Source organism: Streptomyces sp. NPDC054796, assembly GCF_053611545.1.
Genome location: NZ_JBSHAO010000016.1, coordinates 44,241 through 69,468 on the forward strand (window position 1 = coordinate 44,241; position 25,228 = coordinate 69,468).

Annotated in this window: 17 protein-coding genes; 5 read left to right on the forward strand and 12 right to left on the reverse strand. The window is 72.1% G+C overall.

Annotated features, from left to right (window positions below; all coding sequences use genetic code 11):
- The first annotated feature begins 320 nt into the window (after positions 1-320).
- Both ACWGJ2_RS15945 and ACWGJ2_RS15950 read left to right on the forward strand, forming a co-directional pair.
- Positions 321-2,024, forward strand: coding sequence for an ATP-binding protein (locus ACWGJ2_RS15945; protein WP_453346752.1), 1,704 nt, complete (start codon positions 321-323; stop codon positions 2,022-2,024).
- A 210-nt stretch (positions 2,025-2,234) separates the two neighbouring features.
- Positions 2,235-2,477 carry a DUF6411 family protein gene (locus tag ACWGJ2_RS15950; RefSeq protein WP_453346686.1) on the forward strand — a complete coding sequence of 81 codons (243 nt, stop codon included), beginning with the start codon at positions 2,235-2,237 and terminating at the stop codon, positions 2,475-2,477.
- Positions 2,478-2,588: 111 nt separating this feature from the next.
- On the opposite strand, the gene ACWGJ2_RS15955 is transcribed toward ACWGJ2_RS15950, so the two are convergent.
- The 3 genes from ACWGJ2_RS15955 to ACWGJ2_RS15965 all read right to left on the reverse strand — a co-directional run bounded on the left by ACWGJ2_RS15955 (position 2,589) and on the right by ACWGJ2_RS15965 (position 7,477).
- Positions 2,589-4,187, reverse strand: a complete 1,599-nt coding sequence (locus tag ACWGJ2_RS15955) for a solute symporter family protein (protein WP_453346687.1) — start codon at positions 4,185-4,187, stop codon at positions 2,589-2,591.
- On the reverse strand, positions 4,184-4,633 hold the full coding sequence (locus ACWGJ2_RS15960) for a DUF485 domain-containing protein (RefSeq protein WP_453346753.1): 450 nt from the start codon (positions 4,631-4,633) through the stop codon (positions 4,184-4,186). The genes ACWGJ2_RS15955 and ACWGJ2_RS15960 overlap by 4 nt, the downstream gene beginning before the upstream one ends.
- Before the next feature lie 720 nt (positions 4,634-5,353).
- Positions 5,354-7,477, reverse strand: coding sequence for a DNA gyrase/topoisomerase IV subunit B (locus ACWGJ2_RS15965; RefSeq protein WP_453346688.1), 2,124 nt, complete (start codon positions 7,475-7,477; stop codon positions 5,354-5,356).
- A gap of 450 nt (positions 7,478-7,927) precedes the next feature.
- On the opposite strand from ACWGJ2_RS15965, the gene ACWGJ2_RS15970 reads away from it, so the two are divergent.
- The gene (locus tag ACWGJ2_RS15970; protein ID WP_453346689.1) at positions 7,928-8,158 is read left to right on the forward strand and encodes a DUF7455 domain-containing protein; all 231 of its coding nucleotides are present in this window, start codon (positions 7,928-7,930) and stop codon (positions 8,156-8,158) included.
- Positions 8,159-8,444: 286 nt separating this feature from the next.
- Here ACWGJ2_RS15970 and ACWGJ2_RS15975 read toward each other — a convergent pair whose 3' ends face one another.
- From ACWGJ2_RS15975 to ACWGJ2_RS16005, 7 genes are all read right to left on the reverse strand, one after another.
- On the reverse strand, positions 8,445-9,275 hold the full coding sequence (locus ACWGJ2_RS15975; protein WP_453346690.1) for a S1 family peptidase: 831 nt from the start codon (positions 9,273-9,275) through the stop codon (positions 8,445-8,447).
- A 227-nt stretch (positions 9,276-9,502) separates the two neighbouring features.
- Positions 9,503-11,107 carry an RNA polymerase sigma factor gene (locus ACWGJ2_RS15980; protein WP_453346691.1) on the reverse strand — a complete coding sequence of 535 codons (1,605 nt, stop codon included), beginning with the start codon at positions 11,105-11,107 and terminating at the stop codon, positions 9,503-9,505.
- Positions 11,108-11,974: 867 nt separating this feature from the next.
- A complete protein-coding gene (locus ACWGJ2_RS15985; RefSeq protein ID WP_453346692.1) occupies positions 11,975-12,964 on the reverse strand; it encodes a FadR/GntR family transcriptional regulator in 990 nt (329 codons plus the stop codon).
- Between the two features lie 210 nt (positions 12,965-13,174).
- Positions 13,175-15,409 (reverse strand): ATP-binding cassette domain-containing protein, encoded by a 2,235-nt coding sequence (locus tag ACWGJ2_RS15990; protein WP_453346693.1) that lies wholly within the window; start codon positions 15,407-15,409, stop codon positions 13,175-13,177.
- Positions 15,410-15,586: 177 nt separating this feature from the next.
- Positions 15,587-16,342, reverse strand: coding sequence for an NUDIX hydrolase (locus ACWGJ2_RS15995; RefSeq protein WP_453346694.1), 756 nt, complete (start codon positions 16,340-16,342; stop codon positions 15,587-15,589).
- Positions 16,343-16,493: 151 nt separating this feature from the next.
- The gene (locus ACWGJ2_RS16000) at positions 16,494-18,686 is read right to left on the reverse strand and encodes a glycogen debranching N-terminal domain-containing protein (protein WP_453346695.1); all 2,193 of its coding nucleotides are present in this window, start codon (positions 18,684-18,686) and stop codon (positions 16,494-16,496) included.
- A gap of 113 nt (positions 18,687-18,799) precedes the next feature.
- A complete protein-coding gene (locus ACWGJ2_RS16005) occupies positions 18,800-19,948 on the reverse strand; it encodes a DUF4192 domain-containing protein (RefSeq protein ID WP_453346696.1) in 1,149 nt (382 codons plus the stop codon).
- Between the two features lie 496 nt (positions 19,949-20,444).
- Between ACWGJ2_RS16005 and ACWGJ2_RS16010 the strand changes: the two genes are divergently transcribed.
- Positions 20,445-22,649, forward strand: a complete 2,205-nt coding sequence (locus ACWGJ2_RS16010; RefSeq protein WP_453346697.1) for a DEAD/DEAH box helicase — start codon at positions 20,445-20,447, stop codon at positions 22,647-22,649.
- A 79-nt stretch (positions 22,650-22,728) separates the two neighbouring features.
- Positions 22,729-23,340 carry a hypothetical protein gene (locus ACWGJ2_RS16015; protein WP_453346698.1) on the forward strand — a complete coding sequence of 204 codons (612 nt, stop codon included), beginning with the start codon at positions 22,729-22,731 and terminating at the stop codon, positions 23,338-23,340.
- Positions 23,341-23,697: 357 nt separating this feature from the next.
- Here ACWGJ2_RS16015 and ACWGJ2_RS16020 read toward each other — a convergent pair whose 3' ends face one another.
- Both ACWGJ2_RS16020 and ACWGJ2_RS16025 read right to left on the reverse strand, forming a co-directional pair.
- Entirely contained in the window at positions 23,698-24,315 is a 618-nt protein-coding gene (locus tag ACWGJ2_RS16020) for a hypothetical protein (RefSeq protein ID WP_453346699.1), read from the reverse strand.
- A gap of 89 nt (positions 24,316-24,404) precedes the next feature.
- The gene (locus ACWGJ2_RS16025) at positions 24,405-25,082 is read right to left on the reverse strand and encodes a ribonuclease HII (RefSeq protein ID WP_453346700.1); all 678 of its coding nucleotides are present in this window, start codon (positions 25,080-25,082) and stop codon (positions 24,405-24,407) included.
- Positions 25,083-25,228: the final 146 nt, after the last annotated feature.

Sequence of the window (25,228 nt, forward strand, 5' to 3'; positions counted from 1 at the left end):
CGTCCTCTCACGGCGCACGGCACGTCCCCGTACGCCGCCCGGGGCGCCCGCCCGCCTCCCCCTGCCCCCTCGCCCCTTCCCACCGCCTCCGTGAGGAAGCCCGTGACCGCTTCAGCCCCGGACGGGCCCGTCCCCGCCCCCGTCTCCGTCGCCGGCACACCGCCCCGGCTCCCCTGCCGCCGGGCCGTGGCCCGCGCCGTTCCCGGGCGGCGCGGGTGACCCGGCCGCCGCTCCGGTGGAACCGGCCGCTCCAGTGGGCCAGGACCTTCCGGCTGCCCCGGATCCGGTGGCCGCAGCGCGTCTTCTCGCAGGTGCTGCTCATGCAGCTCGCCATCGCCACGGGCGTGACCGCCGTCGCCACCGGCCTCTTCCTCGCCCCCCTCAGCTCTGAACTGGACGACCAGGCGATGGACCGCGCCCTGGCCATCGCGCAGACGACCGCCGTACAGCCCGGCCTCGCCCACGACCTGACGTCCTCCCCCGGACCCTCGCCAGACGGCCCCGTACAGCGCAAAGCGGAACGCATCCGCAAGGCGACGGGCGCGGGCTACGTCGTCGTGGTGGACGAACGCGGCATCCGGTGGTCGCACGCCGAACCGGAACGCGTCGGCGAACCCGTCTCCACCGACCCCAGCCGCGCGCTCGCCGGACAGGAGGTCCGGCAGATCGACAAGGGCACCCTCGGACGCTCCGCGCGCGGCAAGGTCCCGCTGCGCGACGCGGACGGCAAGGTGGTCGGCGCGGTGTCCGTCGGCATCGCGTACGACAGCGTCCGCGACCGGCTGCTGGGCCAGGTGCCGGAACTGCTGGCGTACGCGGGAGGCGCGCTCGGCGTCGGCGTCCTCGCGGCGCTCCTCGTCTCGCGCAGACTCCAGCGGCAGACCCACGACCTGGCGTTCTCCGATATCTCCGCCCTGCTGGCCGAGCGCGAGGCGATGCTGCACGGCATCCGCGAGGGCGTCGTCGCGCTGGACCACCGGGGCAGGATCCGGCTCGTCAACGACGAGGCCCAACGGCTGCTGGAGCTGCGCCCCGAGGACACCGGGCGCCCCCTGGAGGAGGCCCTGGGACACGGCCGTACGGCGGACGTGCTGGCGGGCCGCGCGACGGGCACGGACCTGCTGGCCGTCAGGGGCGGCCGGGTGCTGCTCGCGAACCGGATGCCGACCGACGACGGCGGTGCCGTCGCCACCCTCCGCGACCGCACCGAACTGGAACTCCTCGGCCGCGAACTCGACGGCTCCCGCGGTCTCATCGACGCCCTTCGCGCCCAGGACCACGAGCACGCCAACCGGATGCACATCCTGCTCGGCCTGCTCGAACTCGGTCTGCACGACGAGGCGCTGGACTACCTCAGCGAGGCCGTCGGGGTGCGCAGGGCGACGGCGGAGCAGATCGCCGAGCGCGTGCACGACCCGCTGCTGGCGGCCCTGCTGGTGGGCAAGGCGACGGTCGCGGCGGAGCGCGGGGTCGCCCTGCGGATCGCGCCGGACAGCGCGCTGCCCGACCGTCTCGTGGACCCGCGCGAGCTGGCCTCCGTGGTCGGCAACCTCGTCGACAACGCGCTGGACGCGGCGGCAGGCGCCCGCGACCACGGCCACGAACCGTGGGTGGAGGTGGAGCTGCGCGCGTGCGACGGCACGGAGGCGGGCGACCTCGTGCCGGTGGCGGTGCCGGCCCCGGTGCCCGGGGAGGAGGGTGGGCCCGCTGATGGGTCGGCGGGTGCGGACGCGGCCCCGGACGGTGCGTCCACCGGTGTGACGCTGCGGGTCGCCGACAGTGGCCCCGGCGTCCCCCGCGAACGCCGCGAACTCGTCTTCGCGGAGGGCTGGTCCACCAAGGACCCGCCCGCACACCGTCAGCGAGGGCTGGGACTCGCCCTGGTGCGCAGGCTCGCCGAGCGGCACGGCGGCAGCGCGCACGTGGGCGAAGCGCCCGGCGGCGGCGCCGAGTTCACGGTGGTACTGCCCCAGGCCCTCCAGCCCCCGCGTCCCCCGGAGACCGAGGCCGAGACCCGGGACTGACGCCGGAGACCGCGGACCGGCAAGGACACCGGCACGGCCCACGGGGCCAACGGGCCGGGCCCGTTGGCCGTTTCCCTCACGGGCCCGGCGCGGCCCCGCACTCCGTTCTCCGCGCCCCAGCGCGCGCCCCGTACACCGTCACGCACGGACTGGAAGACGGACCCATGGGTACCCGAACGGCCCGAACCCACCCGAAACGAGGGACTCCCTGTGATTGTCGTCGGGATCGTCGCCGTTTGTGTCGTCCTCGCCGTACTCGCCTTCCTGCTGCCCCGCCTCTCCCGTCATCCGGAGCGTGGCACTCAGCGCTCGCTCGGATTCGGCACGCGGGCGGCCAGCAAGGCGCCGGGGCCCGCGGGGCGCCTGCTCAGCAAGCCCTTCCGTACCAGCTCACGGGCCGTCAGCCGCAGCGGTTCCGCGGGCCGCAGGGCGCGCTGGCGCCTGCACCGCTGACACGCGTCGCGCCTCAACGCCCATCGCACGACGACGGCCCGGGCGGGGAACCGCACCACACCGGCTCCCCGCCCGGGCCGCGTAACGTCGCCCGTCCCGCTGCCGCACCCGTCACACCGCACCCGCGCCCGTCAGCGCCCGCACCTCCGTCTCGGCGTACCGCGCCTCGTCGGCGCGCTCCCGCGAGGTGACCGTGCCGAGCCAGCCCGCGAGGAAGCCGAGCGGGATGGAGACCAGACCGGGGTTCTCCAGCGGGAAGAGCGCGAAGTCGAGCCCGGGGAACAGCGCACCGGGCCCGCCCGAGACGACGGGTGAGAGCACGACCAGCACGATCGCCGGCACCAGCCCGCCGTAGACCGACCAGACCGCTCCCCGCGTGGTGAAGCGGCGCCAGAAGAGCGCGTACAGCAGCACCGGCAGGTTCGCCGACGCGGCGACGGCGAAGGCGAGCCCCACCAGGAACGCCACGTTCAGCTCCTGCGCCAGCAGCCCCAGCCCGATCGCGACGGCGCCGATGCCGACGGACGCCACACGCGCCACCCCGACCTCGCGGTACGCGCCACGCCTGCCGCGCTTGCTCAGCGAGGCATACAGGTCGTGCGCGACGGAGGCCGAGGACGCCAGCGTGATGCCCGCGACGACGGCCAGGATCGTCGCGAAGGCCACCGCCGCCACCAGTGCGAACAGCGCCGCGCCGCCCGACGAGCCCGCGCCCCCGCCCAGTTCCATGGCCAGCAGCGGCACAGCGGTGTTGCCCGCCGCGTTGGACGTACGGACCGCGTCAGGCCCCACCAGCGCGGCGGCACCGAACCCGAGGACGATGGTCATCAGATAGAAGCCGCCGATCAGCCCGACCGACCAGACGACGGAGCGGCGCGCGGCGCGGGCCGTCGGCACCGTGTAGAAGCGGGAGAGGATGTGCGGCAGCCCGGCTGTGCCCAGCACGAGGGCGAGGCCGAGGCTCATGAAGTCGAGGCGGTGCGTCCAGTCGCCGCCGTACCGCAGTCCTGGCGCGAGGAAGTCCCGCCCGTGGCCGCTGCGTTCAGCGGCGCTGGACAGCATGGCGGCGGGATCGCCGCCGAAGCGGACGAGGACGAGCGCCGTGAGGGCGAGCGCGCCGCCCATGAGGAGCACTGCCTTGACGATCTGGATCCAGGTCGTCGCCCGCATGCCACCGCACGAGACGTAGACGACCATGAGCGCACCCACCCCGACCACGGTCCAGGAGCTGGCCACACTGCTCGTACCGCCGCCCAGCAGCAGCGCCACCAGACTGCCCGCGCCGACCATCTGAGCGACCAGATAGAGCACCGAGACGGTGACGGAGGAGAACCCCGCGGCGATGCGCACGGGGCGCTCGCGCATGCGGGCGGCGACGACGTCCGCCAGGGTGAAACGCCCGCAGTTGCGCACGAGTTCCGCGACGAGCAGCAGCACGACCAGCCACGCGACGAGAAACCCCACGGAGTACAGCATGCCGTCGTAGCCGAAGAGGGCGATGAGGCCGGAGATGCCGAGGAAGGAGGCCGCCGACATGTAGTCACCGGCGATGGCGAATCCGTTCTCCATGGGCGAGAAGAGCCGCCCCCCTGCGTAGAACTCCTCGGCCGTGCCGTGCCTTCTGCGTCCGGCCCAGCTCGTGATGGCCAGGGTGACGGCGACGACGGCGCTGAAGAGCAACAGCGTCAGAGTCTGGTGGCTGCCGCTCAACGCTCTTCCCCCGTGGTGCTCGTGTGACGTGCCATGTCCTGGGTCTCCCACCGCAGTTCGAGCGCGAGCTGATCGCGCCGCAGCCGGGCGTGCCGGGCGTAGGCCCAGGTCAGCAGGAAGGTGGACGCGAACTGCGCGAGCCCCGCCACCATCGCGACGTTCAGCACTCCCGACACCGGACGGGCCATCAGCCCCGGCGCCACTGTCGCGGCGATCACGTACGCGAAGTACCAGACGAGGAAGGCGGCTGTGGCGGGCCACACGAAGCGCCGGTAGCGACCGCGCACCTGCTGGAAGGCGGCACTGCGCTGGACGGTGAGATAGACGGCCGCGCCCGGATCGTGCGCGGGCCCCTGACCGGGCACGGTGTACAGGCCGTTTCTCCCGTACCCGTCGCCGCTCGGGCCTCTGCCGTCGCCGCTGTCGCCGCCCTCCCGCTCCGTCAAGTGACCGTTTCTGCGGGCCTGCCGGACGGAGCGCGGCCCGTGCCGCCCCGCCTGGTCACGGCCACGCCCAGAACCGGGGGCGGGAGCTGTGACGGGGCCGGGTACGACCGGCGTGGTCTGCTCGCCCCGCTCATATCGCTGAGCGTATGACCGCCCACTGGGCTGTTCGTGGGGTTGTTCGTAGGGCTGCGGTCGCTCGTACTGGTGCCGTTGCGCCTTGACGGCGAGGTGGGTCGTGTCGTGCTCGCCCGGCCCGGAGGCGAGGGCGTCGTACCAGGGGTCGTCGGTGCGCATGCCCCAGGATGGGCAGAGGGGCAAGATCACAGACGGGGCATTCCGGACCCTTCACCCCTTCAGGTGAAGCGGCCCGCAAGACCGTGCCGATACGCGCACCGCACCACCCGCGCACCACGGACGCGGCCCGCCGGCCCGGCGCGTCCCCGCCCATACGCTGCGGCCTCATCCACCGCGCGACCGCGAGGCCGACGACAGCAAGGACCACCGCCCATTCGAGTGCACCCTCCATGACACGCGCCTCCGTCCGCTCCGGGAACGGGGAGCCGTGGACCCGGCTCCCCCTGCTCCGACAACGCTACGGAGTGGAGGGCCCCGGGCGGATCAGCCTGGGGACGGACCTCGGACGGGCCTCTGTCCGCGCCTGCCTCCACCTGTGGGTGGACCATCCTGGGGTGGAGGCGGGCAGCCGGAGGAGGCAGGCGGTCAGATGTCGATGCGGGAGCGGTCCAGCGTGGACGCCGAGGAGCTGATGAACTCCCTGCGCGGGGCCACCTCGCTGCCCATCAGCAGGGCGAACGCTTCCTCGGCCGCCTCCAGATCGCTGATGTTGATCCGGCGCAGGGTGCGGTGCCGCGGGTCCATCGTCGTCTCCGCGAGCTGATCGGCGTCCATCTCACCGAGACCCTTGTAGCGCTGGATCGACTCCTTGTAGCGCGTCTTGGTGCGCTCCAGCTCCAGCAGGGTCTGCCGCAGCTCGTTGTCGGAGTAGGTGTAGATGTACTTGTCGGTCCCCTTCTTGGGGTTGATCAGCTCGATCCTGTGCAGCGGCGGCACGGCCGAGAAGACCCGGCCCTGTTCCACCATCGGCCGCATATAGCGCTGGAACAGCGTCAGCAGCAGACAGCGGATGTGCGCGCCGTCCACATCGGCGTCGGCCAGGAAGATCACCTTGCCGTAGCGCGCCTGGTCGATGTCGAAGGTCCGCCCGGACCCGGCTCCTATGACCTGGATGATCGAGCCGCACTCGGCGTTCTTGAGCATGTCCGAGACGGACGACTTCTGGACGTTGAGGATCTTGCCCCGGATCGGCAGCAGCGCCTGGAACTCCGAGTTCCGGGCCAGCTTCGCCGTGCCGAGAGCCGAGTCCCCCTCGACGATGAACAGCTCGCTGCGGTCCACGTCGTCGCTGCGGCAGTCGGCGAGCTTCGCGGGCAGCGACGAGGACTCCAGCGCGGTCTTGCGCCGCTGCGCCTCCTTGTGCTGCCGGGCCGCGATGCGCGTGCGGGCCGCCGCGACGACCTTCTCCAGGACGGACCTCGCCTGCTGCTTGGCGTCCCGCTTGGTGGAGGTCAGGAACGCCTTCAGCTCCTTGGCCACGATCTGCGCGACGATCCGCGAGGCGGCCGAGGTGCCCAGTACCTCCTTGGTCTGGCCCTCGAACTGCGGCTCGGCCAGCCGCACGGTCACGACCGCGGTCATGCCCTCCATGGCGTCGTCCTTGACGACATCGTCCTCGGCGACGCGCAGCAGCTTGGTGGCCCGCAGCGCCTCGTTGACGGTCTTGGCGACCGACCGCTCGAACCCGGAGACGTGGGTGCCGCCCTTGGGGGTGGCGATGATGTTGACGAAGGACTTCACCGTGGTGTCGTAGCCCGTGCCCCAGCGCAGGGCGATGTCGACACCCAGCTCCCGCTGCACCTCGGTGGGGATCATGTGCCCGCGGTCGTCCAGGACCGGCACGGTCTCCTTGAAGCTGCCCTTGCCCTGGAGCCGCACCACGTCGCAGACGGGCTTGTCCTGCGCCAGGTACTCGCAGAACTCGCTGATCCCGCCGTCGTAGCGGAAGGTCTCCTCGGTCTTCCCCTCGCCGTCGAGACCGCGCTCGTCACGGACGACGATCGTGAGCCCGGGCACCAGGAACGCGGTCTGCCGGGCCCGCGCGTACAGCGTCTCCAGGGAGAGCTTGGCGTCCTTGAGGAAGATCTGCCGGTCCGCCCAGTACCGCACGCGGGTGCCCATGCGGCTCTTGGGGACCTTCTTGTTCTTGAGGAGCCCGGCCGAGGGATCGAACGGGGCCTCGGGACCGGACTCGGTGAAGATCCCGGGAACGCCCCTGCGGAAGCTGAGGCTGTGCGTACGGCCGTTGCGGTCGACCTCGACGTCGAGCCGGGAGGAGAGCGCGTTGACCACGGAGGCACCGACGCCGTGCAGACCGCCCGAGGCGGCGTAGGAGCCGCCGCCGAACTTGCCTCCGGCGTGGAGCTTGGTCATCACGACCTCGATGCCCGAGAGGCCGGTCTTCGGCTCCACGTCCACGGGAATGCCGCGCCCGTTGTCCTTGACCTCGACGGACCCGTCCTCGTAGAGGACCACCTCGATGTGGTCGCAATAGCCGCCAAGGGCCTCGTCGACCGAGTTGTCGATGATCTCCCAGAGGCAGTGCATCAGGCCCCGGCTGTCGGTGGATCCGATGTACATGCCGGGGCGCTTGCGGACCGCCTCCAGTCCTTCGAGGACGAGCAGGTGCCGCGCGGTGTAGTTGGAGCCCCCGTCCCGGTCTGCCCCGGTCAGCAGTGCGGTGGAAGGCACGGACGTCTCGGCGGTCACGCGGTTCGCTCCTCGCTGAATTCTGCTTGTGATGGCTGGATTGCCGGATCAGAGGGTACCGAGGCCCAGGAGAGAGAGTGTTAACGCCACCCAGCTAGGGCCACCAGCAGCTACACCAGGAGCGCTATGCTAGCCCATACTCGTCCATACGTTCGATAACACATCTGGGTGACGCGTACATCACGTTCACATCCAGGCATGAACCATTTAGGCTCCGGGCACGTCCTCTTGAACGAAGCGTGATGATGGCTTCACCAGGAGAACGGGACAAGCGCGACAACAACGTGAATACAACGCAAACCAAGTAATACGGCTCATTCGCCGCCACCCGGCAACGTCCGGCCGCCTCGCAGAGAAATTTTCTGAGGAAACGCCGAGAGCGGGAACGTTTTCGGCCTGGTTGGATGTTGACCCTGGTACGACAGCTCGTCGAGCTAGAGAAGAGGCGACGTGACTACTGTTCTGACCCCCGCGACCCCGTTGACGGCCGCCGATCGCTGCGACCGCTGCAACGCCCAGGCGTACCTGCGCGTCGTTCTGCTCAGCGGCGGAGAGCTGCTGTTCTGCGCCCACCACGGCCGTAAGTTCGAGCCGGAGCTCAAGAAGATCGCCGCGGAGATACAGGACGAGACGGAGAAGCTCACGGCTACTCCCGCTACCTCAGGTGAGGACGAACACTGATTCGCTGACCTGACGCATCGCGTCCCATCCGACGAGCTCGGACCGGCCCAGGGCCGGACGCGACGGGCGGCCACTCCCGGCACCAGACCGGGATGGCCGCCCGTTCTCGTCCCATCGCACCTGGTCGCCGCGTTCCGGGCCTCAGTCGGCGCCCAGGAGGCTGTGAGGCGGCCAAGGAAAGGCCGGGTCGGGGTGTGCCGACCCGGCCGGGCCCGGCGCCCTTGCCGGGCCCGGCCGCCGCTACACGGAGCGAGGGGCTCTTTTCGGCCCCATTCGCGTCCTCGCTTCAGCCGCCGCCGTGCTTCCGGACCATGTCCAGCACGGCCGAGACCCTCGTATAGACGCCGGGCCGACCCGCGTCCCCGCAACCGGTGCCCCAGGAGACCAGGCCCACCAGGCGACCCCGGGAGACCAGCGGTCCGCCGCTGTCCCCCTGACAGGCGTCCCGGCCGCCCCTGGTCAGCCCAGCGCAGACCATCGATTTCCGGTCGAACTTTCCGTCAGAACTTCCCGGGTACGCCCGTGCGCAGACGGTGTCCTTCAGCAGGCTCACCCATGCGGCGCGCAGCCCGGAGGCGTAACTTCCGTTCCCGGTCGTGTCCCCCCAGCCGAAGACCCTGACCCGGGTCCCGGGCCGGTACGAGGGGCTTCCGGCCTTCGCCATGGGCACCGCGGACGCCTTGGGCAGGGACCTGGAGAGGGTCAGGACCGCGATGTCGCCCGCGTTGGTCCGGCTGTCGTAGTCCGGATTGACCCAGACCTTGCGGAGCGGCAGCTCGCGGCCCGTATTGCTGTTGAGGTCACCGCGCCCGGCGAGCACGCGCAGATCCTTGACATTGCGGTAGTCGGTCCCCAGAACGGGCTTGCTGAGGCAGTGCGCGGCTGTGATGACCGTACGCTTCCCCACCAGCGCGCCCCCGCAGTACTGCCCCGAGCGGGCACTGCCGAAGCGGTCACGGCTGGCGAGGGCGACCACCCAGGGGTGGTCCTCCACCCGTACCGCATCACCGCCCACGATGACGCGGTCACGGGCGAAAGCCTGGGGCACGAGCAGGGCGGCCATGAGGCCGCTGAGCAGCAGAGGTGTGAGGCAGCGGAGGGCACGAAGGGAACGCATACAGCCTCCTGACCGTACGGGACTCCGGAACCACCCAGCGTGATCCGCCGAAGCGGTGTTCGCATCCGGAGCGTCACGCGGACGGGCGGTTGAGGCGGCACACGACGAAGGCCGGTGCCCTCTGCGTGAGGGGGCACCGGCCTTCGGTCTGCCGTGGCCGATTCCCGACCGGAGCCGGAGCCTGAGCCTGAGCCAGCGTCGGCTCGGGGGCTCAGCGGCTCGGGGGCTCAGTCCAGGTAGTCGCGGAGGACCTGAGAGCGGGACGGGTGGCGCAGCTTCGACATCGTCTTGGACTCGATCTGACGGATGCGCTCACGCGTCACCCCGTAGACCTTGCCGATCTCGTCGAGCGTCTTCGGCTGGCCGTCCGTGAGACCGAAGCGCATCGAGACCACGCCCGCCTCACGCTCGCTGAGCGTGTCCAGGACCGAGTGCAACTGCTCCTGGAGGAGGGTGAAGCTGACCGCGTCGGCCGGAACGACCGCCTCGGAGTCCTCGATCAGGTCACCGAACTCGCTGTCGCCGTCCTCACCGAGGGGGGTGTGCAGGGAGATCGGCTCACGACCGTACTTCTGGACCTCGACGACCTTCTCCGGGGTCATGTCGAGTTCCTTGGCCAGCTCCTCCGGGGTGGGCTCACGGCCCAGGTCCTGGAGCATCTGACGCTGGACACGCGCGAGCTTGTTGATGACCTCGACCATGTGCACCGGGATACGGATGGTGCGGGCCTGGTCGGCCATGGCGCGGGTGATGGCCTGGCGGATCCACCACGTCGCGTACGTCGAGAACTTGTAGCCCTTGGTGTAGTCGAACTTCTCGACCGCGCGGATCAGACCGAGGTTGCCCTCCTGGATCAGGTCCAGGAAGAGCATGCCGCGCCCTGTGTAGCGCTTGGCCAGGGAGACCACGAGGCGGAGGTTGGCCTCCAGCAGGTGGTTCTTGGCCCGGCGGCCGTCCTCGGCGATGATCTCCAGCTCGCGCTTGAGCTTCGGCGCGAGCTTGTCGGCGGCGGCCAGCTTGTCCTCGGCGAACAGACCCGCCTCGATGCGCTTCGCCAGCTCCACCTCCTGCTCGGCGTTGAGCAGCGGGACCTTGCCGATCTGCTTGAGGTAGTCCTTGACCGGGTCGGCGGTGGCGCCCGCGGCGGCGACCTGCTGGGCCGGCGCGTCGTCCTCGTCGTCGTCCGAGAGGACGAAGCCCTCGTTCTCGTTCTTGACCTCGGCCGTCGGGCCGTCGTCGGCGCCCGGCTTGTTGGCCGGCTTGGCCGGAAGCTCCTCGACCAGCTCGTCGTCGCCTTCGAGCAGCTCGTCGACGACCGACTTCTTGGCGGCCGTCTTCTTGGGAGCGGCGGTCTTCTTGGCGGCGGCAGCCGTCGTGGTCTTCTTCGCCACCGTCTTCTTGGCGGCGGCCTTCTTGGCTGCGGGCTTCCTGCCGGAGTCCGCCGCCGTGTCCCCGGCGACGTCGTCAGCGGAGGGGGTGCGGGTGTCCGGGGCTCCGGGGCGCGGAGCCTCCCTCTTGGTGGTGGCGGGCTTGGCGGCGACCGTCTTGGTGGCGGTGCGCTTGGCCGGGGTCTTCGCTGCGACGCTCTTACGGGTGCGCTTGGGCGCCTCCGCGGCACTCACCATCAGCGTCACACCCTCCTCGTCGAGGATCTGGTTGAGGCTGCGCAGAACGTTCTTCCACTGGGTTGGCGGAATCTGGTCAGCCTCGAAGGCCCGACGCACGTCATCGCCGGCGATCTGCCCCTCAGCCTTTCCCCGCTCAATGAGCGCCATCACAGATTCGGACTCGGCGATCTCCGCGGGGAGCGTACGGGATGTGCTGGCCGACACGAACAACCTCTCGGAACGGTGGATACGGCGGACCGACGGCGGAGAGACCGACGGCGCGGGCTGAGCAGTGGTGGAAAACGGTGCCTTGCGTGAGCGCCACGCACGGTGTCCGTATTCCCTCCTCGGCTGTCACCTCTTGAGTCATCGCGCTGGAGCGAGAAGCGTTACGCCCCATCCGCGTGGTCCGAGTCACACCATGTATCCGGGTGTATGCGGTGAGAACCGGACGAATTGACCCTGCTTCTGGGCTCGTACACCCTCCGCCCCGTCTGCCGCACGCTCACACCGCGCCGCTTCCGGTGTGGCGGGCGTGTGCGGGCACGCGGACGGACGGAACTCTCCGGTGCTTTCAGGTACCCACGCGGACCGGGCTGACACCGGCGGGTCCGCCGCGCGGGGGCCGCTTCGTGCGGGCCCGTCTCCCTCAGGACCGTGGCGGCGGGGTGCCCGGCAGGCCGGCGGGGTGGTCCGGCGACGCGGTGGCCGGGGCGTGAGTGCCCGGTGGCCGGGGTGCGCCGGTCCGGGCCGGTGGGCGGACCAGGCACGCGGGCCGGTGGGTGGTCCAGGCGCACGGGCCGGTGAGTGGGCCCGGCGCACGGGTCGAGCGCCTGGATCAGGGCCAGGGTCAGGGTCAGGGCCGGGCGCGGAACGGATCGCTCCGGCATGGATACGGCCGTGTCGCCGGACGTCCGACGGCACGGCCGTATGCGCTGACGGCCACGGGAGGCGTCGCCGGGTTCGCCGGAACGGGGGTTGCCCGTGCGGCGAGTTGACCCGGTGACGAACCGGCCGGCGCCAAGGCGGAGGTGCGGGGGTCGCCGCACACCGCGCGCCTTACGCCATGGCCGGGCAGCGGTCCTCGCGGGCTCAGTGCTCGCGCGGCGCGGGGACCACATGATCGGCGCCGCTCGGAGCACCCTGCTGCGCGGCCGGGCGAGCCTCGCCGTCGGGCCCCGTCGAGAGGAGCTGGCGCATCGCGGACTCGGCGGCGTTGGCCTCCCCCGCGCCGAGTGCCTCGACGACCCGGCGGTGGTGCGCGACGGACGCCTCCGTGGGCCGCTCGCAGCCGGTGGCGGGGCCGCCGGAGACCTGGAGGGCCGAGGAAACGATTCCCGCGAGGTGCTCGAGCATGCGATTGCCTGCCGACTGCACCAGCAGTCCGTGGAATTCGGCGTCCGCGCGGGAGAAGGTGATCGTGTCGCCCTGCGCGAGCGCGTGGGTCATGATCTCGACCATGTCGGCGAGGCGCTGCTGCACCTCCTCCCGGCCCTGGCCAACCGCGAGCCTTGCGGCGAGGGGCTCGATCGTGCAGCGCAGCTCGCTCAGTTCACGGCGCTGGTCCTCCCGCTGCGGGCCGAAGGCCCGCCACTCGATGATGTCGGGGTCGAGGAGGTTCCAGTCGCTGACGGGGCGGACGCGGGTGCCGACGTTGGGACGGGCGCTGACGAGGCCCTTGGCCTCAAGCACGCGGAGGGACTCACGGACGACGGTGCGCGAGACTTCGAAGCGCTGCCCGATCTCCTCGGGCACGAGCGGGCGGTCGGCGCCCAGGTCGCCGGAGACGATCATCTGGCCGAGCTGCTGGACGAGTTGGCCGTGCAGGCCACGCCCGCGGCTGCCAGCGGCGCGGCGGCCGACCCGGCTCATGTCGGCTTCCGGACCTTCCCAGGCAGGGGCGTTGGTGGTCGTGCGTGCCGCTCCGGAGGACTCGGGGTACGCGTAGCGGTCCAGCTCGCCAGGACCGGCGAATCCGGCTTCGGCCGAGCGGGCCGCGGTCATCATGGTGTGCGCAAGGGTAGTCACGCATCCTTTGTCGGCGGCGCTCAGGACCGCCTTGAGGGCTTTGGTGAAAAGCACACGAAAGGGTGATCGCTGACTTCCTCACAATTGACGCCTTATCGGAAAGAAATGGACACCCTTTTCATCTCCGGTGTTCTACGCGGTGGTTGGGGATTTCCCCTGCGCGCCGGGGGCGGAGTGCGGAAGACGCGGTACGGCGGTCATCGGTTCCCGGCGCCGGGCGGGGACGGGGCCTCGATGGGCCCTCCGGGAGGGGACGGACCAAGGTCAGCGCGCTCTGCTGCGCAGCGACGTGAAGACGTACGCGCACAGCAGTGCGGTCAGCGACAACGCGAGCGCCCTTCCGACGGGTTGTGAGGCGAAGTGCAGTGCGATCACCATCCAGTGCTCCAGCCCCGGGGGCACCGGCACGAGAACCGCCGCCTCCAGCCGCTCGGGCAGCCCGTCGAGGGATCTGCCCGCCGGTCCGCTGAGCAGCGTCCGCATCCCGGGCGCGACCAGCAACGGCACCGCCGCGACCGCGAGGACCCCCGCGGCGGCGGAACGGAAGACCCCGGCGGCCAGCAGCCCCGCCCACGCGCACCCGACGGCGAGGGCGACGATCGCCATGGCCTGCACCTCCCAGCCGGCCGCGCCCGCGAAGCGGACGGGGGCGACCGGGCCGGAAGCGGGAGCGAGAACGTCGCGGCCGAAGGCGAGGGTCAGCGTCGCGGCGTTGACGACGGCGGTCACGAGGCACAGAAGGGCCGCGGTCGCCGCGGACACGCCGAGTTTGGCGACGAGCATGCCCAGGCGGCGCGGGACCGGGGCCTGCGCGGGGGCCAGGGCCGGGTAGCGGAACTCGTGCCCGAAGGCGAGCGCCCCGAGCACGCCCGCCGCGAGTGCCGAGGGCGGAAGGAAGAAGCCGGTCACGGCGGGCCAGCCGATGAGCAGCCGGAAGACCGGCGCGAGGGCGCCGCCCGCGAACGCGGGAGAAGTGCCGTCCGCACCGCTTCCGGTGCGGGCGAGGAGCATCGCCGACGCCCAGGCCGTCACGAGTGCCATCGCGAGGACGACCCAGGTGATACGCACGCCGAAGAGACGGCGCAGTTCGTAGCGGAGGGGCGCCACGGGGCCCGGGCGAGGCACAGCCGGGGTACGCGGCGGGAGCTGAACCATCTGGCCGGACGAGCCCGCCCCGGGCCGCGATGGGAAGCCTTTTCTGTCCGGGGGCCCTGTCCCTGGCCCCTTGGGGGCCTCGGGGGCCTTGAGGGTTTCCGGTGAGGCGGAGGCCCGGCCGTCGCCGGAGGGGGAGTTACCGCCCGGGGACCGGCCGGTGTCGGCGGCGACGGCGCCGGAGAGGCGGGCGACAGCAGTGCCTCGTGCGGCGCGGCGACCCGAATCGGGAGAGGCCGAGGGGTGGTCTACCAAGGACGAGAGGACCGCGGACACGGCGTGAGGCACGATCGGCCTGCTGGGAACCGGCACCTCGGCCTCCCGAGGTGCCGAGGCCGCCGGGGCCGCCGGGGCCTCGGGGGTCACGGGCGTCGTGGAGGCCGCCGCGTTCACGGACACGGTCCCTCCCGCGTGGCGACCGTCGGCCCTGGCCAGGAGCGGTGTGGGCGAGACGTCCCCGGCGTCGCCGATCTCGTCGGCGAGCTGGTGCACGAGAATCCCGTGCCGGTACGCGGCCTCCCCCACCTCGGCACAGGTGCTGCCGTACACGGAGAGGCGACTCCCGCCCTCGCGCACCACCTCCATGCGTCCGCCCGCCCCGGCCGTACGGTCCGCCCGGCGCGCCTCCTGCGAGAGGACCGTGGCCAGCCGCTCGGCATGCGGGGTGTGAACGGCCACGCGAGGGCGCAACCGTGTACGGGCGAAGTCCGCGACCTCCTGGTCCGCCACGAGACGGCCCTCGTCCAGGGTGACCACACGGTGGGCGAGCCGTGCGGCCTCCCGTGGGTCGCGGGAGGTGACGAGCACGGCTCCCCCCTGTTCCGCGTAGCCGCGCAGCAGACCGTGCAGCCAGCCCGCCTCCCGGGGCGAGAGCCCGTGGGCGGGTTCGTCGAGGACGAGGGTGTGCGGGTCCGCGAGGAGCGCGGCTGCGACGCCCAGCCGACGGTCCATGCCGAGCGAGAACGCCCCGAGCTTCTGGTCGGCCAGCCCGCTCAGACCGACCACGTCGAGCACGTCGTCGGCCCGGCCCACCGGGACTCCCGCGACCGCGGTCAGCATGCGCAGGTGCCCGCGCGCCGTGCGCGACGGGTGGCCCGGGACATCGCCGAGGAGCACGCCGATCTCGCGTGCCGGATGCGGGATCCGGTGCATGGGGCGCCCGCGGAAGAGGGCCACGCCACGGCCCGGGTCGAGTTGGAGCATCATCCGCAGCGCGCTCGTCTTGCCCGCACCCTCGGGTCCGAGCAGCACGGTGACACGTCCGGCGCGCGCCTCGAAGGTGAGGTCGTCGACAGCCGGCTGCTCGTGGCGGCGGGGCACGCTGGTGAGTCCGATGGCCTGGATCATCGCTTCTCCCGCAGAACACATGGGGGATGCACCCATGAAAGATAACGCGATATGTCCGACTTTCTACGCGACGCGCCCCGCCCCTCGCCCCTCCTCCCCTCCAGCGGACCCATTCCCTGGCCGCGCCTCCCGGACATCGGCGGCCCCCGGCCGGGGCCCGGCCCAGGGACCCGGCCGTCAGACCTCGGGGCGGAGCATCGGCGGGTTGAGCAGTGTCGCGCCTCCCGCGGTGAACAACTGCGCGGGCCGTCCGCCCTGACGGGTCGTCGTCCCTCCGGTCGGCACCAGGAACCCCGGGGTTCCCGTCACCTTCCTGTGGAAGTTCCGGGGGTCGAGGGCCACGCCCCATACCGCCTCGTACACCCTCCGCAGCTCCCCTACCGTGAACTCGGGCGGGCAGAAGGCGGTGGCGAGCGAGGAGTACTCGATCTTCGAACGCGCCCGCTCCACCCCGTCGGCGAGGATCTGGTCGTGGTCGAAGGCGAGCGGCGCGGCCTGGTCGGCATCACGGGCCAGTCCGTCGTTGACTCCGAGCAGAGTCTCGACGGGGGCCCAGCGCGCGCTGTGCGCATCGCCGCCCGCTGTGGGTGACGGCAGGTCAGGGGCGAGCGCGAGGTGGGCGACACTGACCACGCGCATGCGCGGGTCCCGCTGCGGATCGCCGTACGTCGCGAGCTGTTCGAGATGCGCGACAGGATTCTGGCCGACCGGATCGTGGGCGCGCAGCCCTGTCTCCTCGGTGAGTTCGCGTGCCGCTGCCGTCGAGAGATCCTCGTCCGCCCGCACGAAGCCCCCGGGCAACGCCCATCGCCCCTGGTAGGGCGACTCGCCACGCCGGACGGCCAGGGCGCACAGCGCATGCCTGCGTACCGTGAGCACGACCAGATCGACGGTGACGGCGAAGGGCGGGAAGGCCGACGGATCGTAGGGCATGGCGCGATCATAGTCGTCTCCCTGACGATAAACAGTCCGTTCTCCCGCACCTTCTCCACCTCTTCCGCCACTCTGCTGCTCTTCCCTTGTGCGTCCGTCGTGGCATCGCGCTCGTTGCCGAAGCGCCGGCCCGGGGCCGAGGCGGAAACACTCATCCCCGCAGGTGCAGCCCCTCCGACACCTCCTCGACCAGGCCGAGGCCGAGTCTGCTGACCCGTACGGCGAACGGCTCCCCCGCCACCCTCAGCCCCGTGAACCGCACCGCCCCCAGTGGCGCTGTGGACAGCGGGCGCACCGTCACCGTCCCCGCCGGGACGTCGGGGCGCACGCCCGCCAGCGTGGTGAGCAGCCGTACCGCCCCGGCGGCGGCGACAGCCGCAGGACGACAGGCGGACGGATGCGGCAGCGGCACGCTGCCCTCGGTGCGCTGCTCCGCCGCGTACATCTCCGGCAGCCGGAATCCGAAGGTCTCCGCCGCGTCCACCATGCCTCGGAGCAGCGCCCCCGCCTCGTTCTCGTGACCCGCGTTCGCCAGGCCCACCACGGCCGTCACCGTCTCCTCGACCCGGACCGCTCCGCTGCGGTGGCCGAAGGGGTTGTGGCGGGGTTCCTTCGCTCCGAGGCTGCGCAGGCCCCATCCGGAGTCGAGGGAAGGGCCGCCCAGGAGACGGGCCAGTTGCTGAGTCTGCGGCTTGTCGAGCAGTCCTTCGGCCTGGAGTCCGCCGGCGGTGAGCCCGGTGTCCAGCAACTCTGCGGCGGTGGAGCCGAGATACGGCGTGGTGGCGCCGTCGGTGGCGAGGAGTGACAGCGGTCGGCCACCACCTCTGTTCTCGTGCCAGAAGTCCTGCCTGAACCGCTCCCTCAGCGCCGCCGCCCACTCGCGCAACTCCTCTTCCTCGTCGGCATCCTGAGCCTCCAGCAGATCGGCGCCGAGCAGCGCCGCTCGGTACGCGTGCGCCTGCGTCTCGCAGCGGAACGGGCCTTCCGGTGCGGGGTCGGGCAGATATCCGCCCGCCTTCGTGTGTGCGCGCAGCCATCCAAGGCAGCGCCTGGCCGCAGGAAACAGCAGTTCCAGTTCGCGCGCGGGCAGGCCCCAGCGCCACGCCTCGGCGAGGACGGCGGGAAAGAGCAGGGTCGCCTCGGTACCCGTACAGCGAGGGGGAGCGTGGGGGCCCGCGTTGCGGAGCGGGCCCGGGATCCTGCCGTGTTCCGGACCTGGCGCCGTGAGCTGGGTTCGCGCGAGGGTGCGGAGGGTCCCGGCCGCGAGGCGGGTGCCGAGCGGAAGGAGCATCCTCGCCGCCCGCAGGGCCTCCGCGGGTGCGAGTGAGCAGCGCCAGGGCGCTCCCGCAGCCAGATGGAGGTCCGGCGGACAGGCGGCGTCACGCAGCAGCAGGCCGCCCAGATCGTCGAGAGAGGTGCGGAACAGCTCGCGCACCCTGCCGTCGTCCCCCTCCGCCCCGGCCGCGCCCCATGGGCGAGGAGGTCTCTCCGAACGCCGTGCCAGGCCGGCCGGGCCCTGTGCCGCCCGAAGAGGCTCCCTTCCGGAACGTGACGGCTCCAGCCGTACGGTGAGCAGTACGGAGCGGGAGGCGCCGGGAGCCAGCTCCCACTCCCAGCGGAGCAGTCCGGCCGAGGCCAGGGCGGTGTCAGGGGCGGGGTCGGACGTGACGGTCGCCCGGAGGCTCCCGGAGGACCAGGACAGGCCCGGCCCATGGACGTCGGCGGGGAGTTCGGGGCTCCGCGCCCCGGCCGCGACGGCACCGAGTTCGGCGAGATCCGTTCCGAGCCGGACTTCGACGGGGAACCGCACTGTGCCCGCCGCCGCGCTCCGGAGCGTGATGCGTTCGGTCCCCTCGGCGGAGCGGAGCCGTTCGACGAGGATCTCCGGATCGGGTCCGGGCGACGTCGCCGTGCGTGCGGCGGCGACGAACCGGGCCTGGCCCGCGTCGATCATCCGGCCTTGGACAGGTGAGGGTTCCCGGCCGTCGACGCGCAGTTGGCAGCGTGCGATCACTCTGCGGCCGACGTGGAAGAACCCCTCCATGCCCGAGCCGGTCAACTGGCCGTGATCGGCGCTGATCACGAGCGAGGGCGCGGAGACGCCGATGAGGGAGGTGTGCGCGGGCTGGTACTCGGGCCTGGGTGGTGGCGCCACAGGCCGCGCTCCTGCCCGGGCACCTGGCGATGGTGCCTTGCCGGATCCGTCAGACGTGTTCCGGCCAGGGCCGATGGGGGCAGGGGCGGGGTGCGGAGCCCTGGGGTTCCGCACGGCCGGCAGCGCTGGTGGGGCGCCTGGCTGCGGGACGACGGGACGGGGTGGCGTTGGCCGTGGGGCCGGGGACATACGCGTTCCTCCGCTTCCTCTTCTCCAACCGGCCGGGGCCGGAAGTGTGGGACATGTGCGGTGTGCGACGACCGCCGTCCGCCATGGAGCAGAACGGCCGGCGCTGCCCCGGGTCACGGGGTGGCCCTGGGCCCGGAACCGGAGCGTGTCCGGTTCTGCGCGGCGAGCCTGGCGGCCCGCTCGGCCCGCATACCGCGACGGAGAGGTTCCGGATCCAGGCCGTCGTTGCAGGCACGCTGGAGCAACTGGGCGAAGACGTATTCCGGATCCGTGTGCAGGGCGCGGCCCAGGGCGACCCGTGCCGTCGTCTCGTCGCCTCCGGACCAGGCGACCCAGCCCGCCAGGGTGAGCGGGGCCGCTGCGTGTTCGATGTAGGGCCCGACACAGCGCCGGGCGAGCGCCCGCCACAGCCGCAGCGCGGGGGCGACGTCCAGCCCCTCCATCCACGTCGCCGCCTGATCGCGTGTCTTGCGGTCCTGGAGGCCGAGAATCATCGTGGCGGCCTCGGTGTCCGAGAGGAGGCTGTCATCGTGCGCGTCGGCTGTCGGCCAGTGCTCGGCATCGGGCACGGTGTCGCGGAAGCGCTCCATGAGCCGCCCGGCCAGTGCGAGCGTCTCGGCGCGTACGGCTCGGCGTCCCTCGCACACGAGCATCCGCGGGACGAGGGCCGCTCCCGCGGCGTCCAGTTCCCGTTGCTGATGGCTGGCCCCAGGCGGGCCGAGCGCCGTGAGACGCGCTTCCATGTCCCGCAGCGAGCCGCGCACCCGGAGGCCGGTATAGGCAGCCGCGGCTGCCATGGGCGAGGTGCCGGACATCGCGATGGGGTTGCCCTCCGGCGGGCAGCAGTGCGAATCGGGGCAGCAGTAGGAGCGGTAGCGCCCGTCGGAGAGACACAGCGCTTCGTAGACGGGCATCTCGCGCTCACCGCAGGCGGTGCGCAGCCGCTGGGCCAGCGGGCGCAGCCGCTCCATGACCGAACCGGCCGTCTCCCCCACGGCCGGGTCCTGGCACAGAAAGAGGAGCGCGCCATCCGGCCGCTCGCCCCGGGAGGTGCAACTCGTCTCAAGGCAGGCCGCGACCTGGTCCGCGAGGGCGGGCCACTCCTCCGGCCTCGCCGGGATGCCGATCCTGATGCGCCCGCCGAAGCGCCCGCGCTCGCCGTGCAGTGCGACCACGACGACGGAGTCGTCCGGGTGGAACCCGAGGAGGTAGGGCAGTGCGTCGGCGAGTTGAGCCGGGCCGCGCAGGGCGACTTCCGCCACGTTGCCCGGCACCGGGTGCGTGCGGTGCGCGCTGGGCGCGGGACGGTCGGAGTCCTCGGGCAGGGGAGGCGCGTGAGGGCTTGATGAAATGTGGTGCCCACGAGGCGGCTGAGGGCTCGCGGGCGTGCTGCTCGGCACGGGGTCCGCGGGATGTGCGGAGGCTGAGGCGTCGTTGGGCCCCGCACGGTGGCGTGGGGTGCCGGAGCCCGGGGCCGGTCCCGGGACCGGTCCCGTCGGCTCGTCTCCGCCCGCGCCCGCCCTGTCCGGGCTCCGGCCGGGACCTGGCTTTCCCTCTCGTCCGCTCGTTGCCCGGGACAGGCCGTGCTCATGTCGAGGTTCGTGCTCGTTGTCGCGCTGTGTCATGACTCGACCGTGGCTCGTGAGCGGCGGTCCGCGTCGAGCGTTGTCCACAGCACGCGGAGTTAGTCGTATTAATGCGTGGTTATCCACAGGGGCGCGTTCGCCTGATGTCCGCGGCATCCGGTTGCATGGGGGCATGAGCGACACAGATTTGCGCCAGGCCGCGGACACCGTCCTGTCCCGCCTCGTCGGTGATGACTCCGGCACCGCCCGCCTTCGAGAGGATCAGTGGCGGGCGATCGAAGCGCTCGTCGCCGACCGGCGGCGTGCGCTGGTGGTGCAGCGCACCGGCTGGGGCAAGTCCGCCGTGTACTTCGTGGCGACGGCGCTGCTGCGGGGGCAGGGCAGCGGACCGACCGTGATCATCTCGCCGCTGCTCGCGCTCATGCGCAACCAGGTGGAGGCGGCGGCACGTGCGGGCATCCGCGCACGGACGATCAACTCCGCGAACACGGAGGAGTGGGAGACGGTCCAGGCGGAAGTCGCCTCCGGCGAGGTCGATGTGCTGCTCGTCAGCCCCGAACGGCTCAACAACCCGGATTTCCGCGATCAGGTGCTGCCCGCGCTCGCGGCGGCGACCGGCCTGCTCGTGGTGGACGAGGCGCACTGCATCTCCGACTGGGGCCATGATTTCCGGCCCGACTACCGCCGTCTGCGCACCATGCTCGCCGAGCTGCCTGCGGGAGTGCCCGTGCTCGCCACGACGGCGACGGCCAACTCGCGGGTGACGGCCGATGTCGCCGAGCAGCTCGGCACCGGTGGCCGGGCGGAAGAAGCGGGAGGAGGGGAAGGGGCAGGGACGACGCGCACGGAGGCGCTGGTGCTGCGCGGGCCGCTGGACCGGGAGAGCCTCAGCCTCAGCGTGCTGCGGCTGCCGGACGCCGCCCGCCGCATGGCCTGGCTCGCGGACCAGTTGGAGAAGCTCCCGGGCTCCGGGATCATCTACACGCTCACGGTCGCGGCGGCCGAGGAGGTGACGGTGTTCCTGCGCCGCCAGGGCCACACCGTCTCCTCCTACACGGGAAAGACCGAGAACGCCGACCGCGAAGCGGCAGAGGCCGACCTCCTGGCGAACCGCGTCAAGGCACTGGTCGCCACCTCGGCACTCGGCATGGGGTTCGACAAGCCCGATCTCGGTTTCGTCATCCACCTCGGCTCTCCCTCCTCCCCCATCGCCTACTACCAGCAGGTCGGCCGTGCGGGCCGTGGCGTGGAGCACGCAGAGGTGCTGCTGCTGCCCGGCCCCGAGGACGAGGCGATCTGGAAGTACTTCGCCTCACTCGCCTTTCCCCCCGAGGAGCAGGTGAGGCGAACCCTGGACGTCCTGGCCACGGCGGACCGCCCGCTCTCGCTCCCCGCCCTGGAACCCCTGGTGGAACTGCGCCGCTCCCGGCTGGAGATGATGCTCAAGGTCCTGGACGTCGACGGTGCCGTGCGCCGCGTCAAGGGCGGCTGGACCGCGACGGGGCAGCCGTGGTCCTACGACGGCGAGCGCTACGCGTGGGTGGCACGGCAGCGTGAGGCCGAGCAGCAGGCCATGCGGGAGTACGCGACGACCACCGGCTGCCGGATGGAGTTCCTTCGGCGCCAACTGGACGACGAGGAGGCGGCGCCTTGCGGGCGCTGCGACAACTGCGCGGGGGCGCGCTTCACCGCCGATGTCGCGGGGACGACCCTGGAGGCCGCTCGCGGGGAGCTGGGCAGGCCGGGCGTGGAGGTCGAGCCCCGGCGGATGTGGCCCACCGGGCTGCCCGCGATCGGGGTCGACCTGAAAGGCCGCATCCCCGCAGGTCAGCAGGCCGGAACGGGCCGCGCGCTGGGGCGTCTCTCGGACATCGGGTGGGGCAACCGGCTCCGCCCGCTGCTCTCGCCGCAATCCGGTGACGGGCCGGTGCCCGGCGATGTGCTCGACGCGGCGGTGACCGTCCTGGCCGACTGGGCGAAGGGGCCGGGAGGATGGGCATCCGGCGCTCCGGACGCGGTGGCACGGCCCGTCGGCGTGGTGACGGTCGATTCGCGTACGCGGCCCGAGCTGGTGCGGTCGCTCGGGGAACGGATCGCGGAGGTCGGCCGCATGCCGCTGCTCGGCACCGTGGCCTACGCCGAGGACGCCCCGCCCCTCACGACGCCGCGCAGCAACAGCGCGCAACGGCTCCGTGCACTGCACGGCGCGCTGACGGTTCCGCCCGGGCTGGCCGCCGCGGTGGCGGAGGGGGGCGGCCCCGTGCTGCTGGTGGACGACTTCACGGAGACCGGGTGGACGCTGGCGGTGGCGGCCAGGATGCTCCGTCAGGCAGGCGCGGAAGGGGTGTTGCCGCTGGTCCTCGCTGTGCAGGGCTGATCTTTTGACCCCTGAGCATTGCCGTGGAGGGAGTGAGCCGGAGAGAATTCAGTACGGTACGCCGGACGAGGGGAGGAACGTGACCTTCGGCTTTGCTCCGCCGCCCTCCACCGATTCCGCTTCCCGACTGGGCCGCACCCTGGAGACCGCGGAATGGTCCGCCGCGGGGATCCCCCTGCTGCGCAGTCCCCGCGAGATCGTCACCGGTCTCTACGAGCGTCACCTGCCGCGGCCCTGGACCGCCGTGGTCGCGGTGATCGGTCCCGGTGAACGGCTCACGGCCAGCGCTTCGTTCACGCAGCGCAGCGCGAACCCGGACGGCTGGGAGTTCCGGAACGCGCTGCTCGAACACCTGAGACGGGTGATCCCGCACGACCTGCGCCGCCGCTCGCCCGTCCGCACGGCAGTGCTGCTCTACTGCCGCGACGGGGAGCCCCGCTGGACAGAGGTGGACGGTGCCTGGATGTGGGGGTTGCGGGACGCGTGCACCCTGCACGGCCTGCGGTGCGGCGCTTACATCACGCTGACCCGAAGCGGCTGGCAGGTGCTGGGAGAGGACCGCGGGGGACGACGGCCCCGCGCCACGTTCGCGACCGTGGCCGCGCGACCGCCCGCCCCGCGGCACGGGGCCGCCCCGCGACACGAGGCGGACGGCGCGGCGGAGATACCGGCGAGGGCCGTGGCGCTCTGACCGTACGGTCCCGTGCGTGTCCGTCCGGTCCGGGGGGCCGGGCCAGTCCGGCCCCGTGAGCCCGTACGGTCCGGTGTGCCGTTCCGTTCCGTACGGCCCCGTGGCGGACGGACAGGGACGGCACGCGGACCGTACGCGAAGGCCGAGAGCACGCGGCCCGCGCAGCCGAGAGGGCACGGGACACGCACGCTCCCGCGACGGGAACGCGTCACGTGGAGGCGCGCTCCGGGCCACGGGAACGGCGTCACCCGGACGCACGCTCCCGGTGTCGCGTGAAGGCCCGCGCCGCCCGGCGGCTCCGCCCCGCGAGCCGGGCCGGGCCGGGGCGCCGGGGGCTGGCGGTGCGGGCCGGGTGGGTCAGAGGAGGGAGCGCAGGCGCTGCGGGTCACCGCAGACGATCAACTGGGTCTCCGCCTTCTCCAAGGCGGCGGGCAGCGCCACGGCGACCTCGGAGTCCGTGCCACCGTTGACGGCGAGCACCACCACGGCGCGGCGGCCGATACGTCCCAGGGCGGAGGCGTGAGCGCAGAAGACGTCCTCGCCTTCGGCCAGTTGGCGCCAGTAGGCGTCCTCGCCGAAGGAGAGTTCGTGCTGGGCCCAGGGGTGCTCCTCGCCCGTGGTGATCACCAGGATGTCGCCGGGGGCACGGCCGTCGTCGAGGAGCTTGTCAACGGCCTCGTCGGCGGACTCCACGGCGGTCGCGTCGGTGGCGGCGGCCAGCTGGATCTGGGCGGTGGCGGCAGCGGACGCCGGAGTGGAGCGCTGCGTCGGCGGAGCGCCCGCGCGTGCGGTGCCGGGCCGCCCCGGAGTGGGCCCCTTGCTGTCCGCTCGCGGCGGAGCGGGACGGGCCGAGGGGCGGGGTCCGGGAAGGGGTGCTGCGGGGCGGGATGCCTGCGGAGTTCGGGTGGTTCCCGCTGCGTTGCGCGGGCCCGGGACACTCTCGTGAATCTGTGGCTCCTCAGGGGTGAGAGGCATGAAGTGATGTCTATCAAACGCTGGTGCGGCACGCTTCAGCGGGTTCGAATCGGAACCCGCGCTTCCCGCCCAGCTCGATCAGAACTCGATCAGAAAAGGCCGATCTGTTCCGCCGGATCGCACCTGGTGCGCTTCAGGTGCTGCCAGCGGGGCAGCGCGTCCATGAAGGCCCAGGACAGCCGGTGGTGCGGAGTGGGACCCCGCTCCTCCAGCGCTGCCCGGTGCACCGGAGATGGGTATCCGGCGTTCTCCTCGAAGGCGAACTCGGCGTGCTCCGGGGCGAGTTCGGCCATCAGCGCGTCCCGGTGCACCTTGGCGATCACGGAAGCGGCGGCCACGGCGACGCAGGACTGGTCGCCTTTGATCACCGTCCGTACCCGCCACGGAGCTCCGAGGTAGTCGTGTTTGCCGTCGAGGATCACCGCGTCCGGCCGTACGGGCAGGGCCTCCAGCGCCCGTACAGCAGCCAGTCGCAGCGAGGCCGTCATCCCCAGCTCGTCGATCTCCTCCGAGGAGGCGTGACCGAGAGCGTGCGCGGTGACCCATCCGCTCAGCAGCTCCGCGAGCTCGTTGCGCCGCTTGACGCTGAGCAGCTTGGAGTCGGTGAGACCTTCAGGGGGCCTGCGCAGTCCGGTGACGGCCGCGCACACCGTGACGGGCCCGGCCCACGCTCCACGGCCGACTTCGTCGACTCCGGCGACGATCTTCGCTCCCGTGGTGGCGCGGAGGGAACGTTCGACGCGGTGGGTTGGGGGTTCGTACGGCATGGCAACAACAAGAGTAGCCGCCGTATCCCGCACGGTCAGGGCCGGGGCGAGCGAAAACGGGACGGGGCGGGGAGGGACCGGTCCGCAGCCCTCTCACCCTCTCCCCACCACCCCCTGTGCTCCCCCAGCACCCGCGGCCCGCCCAC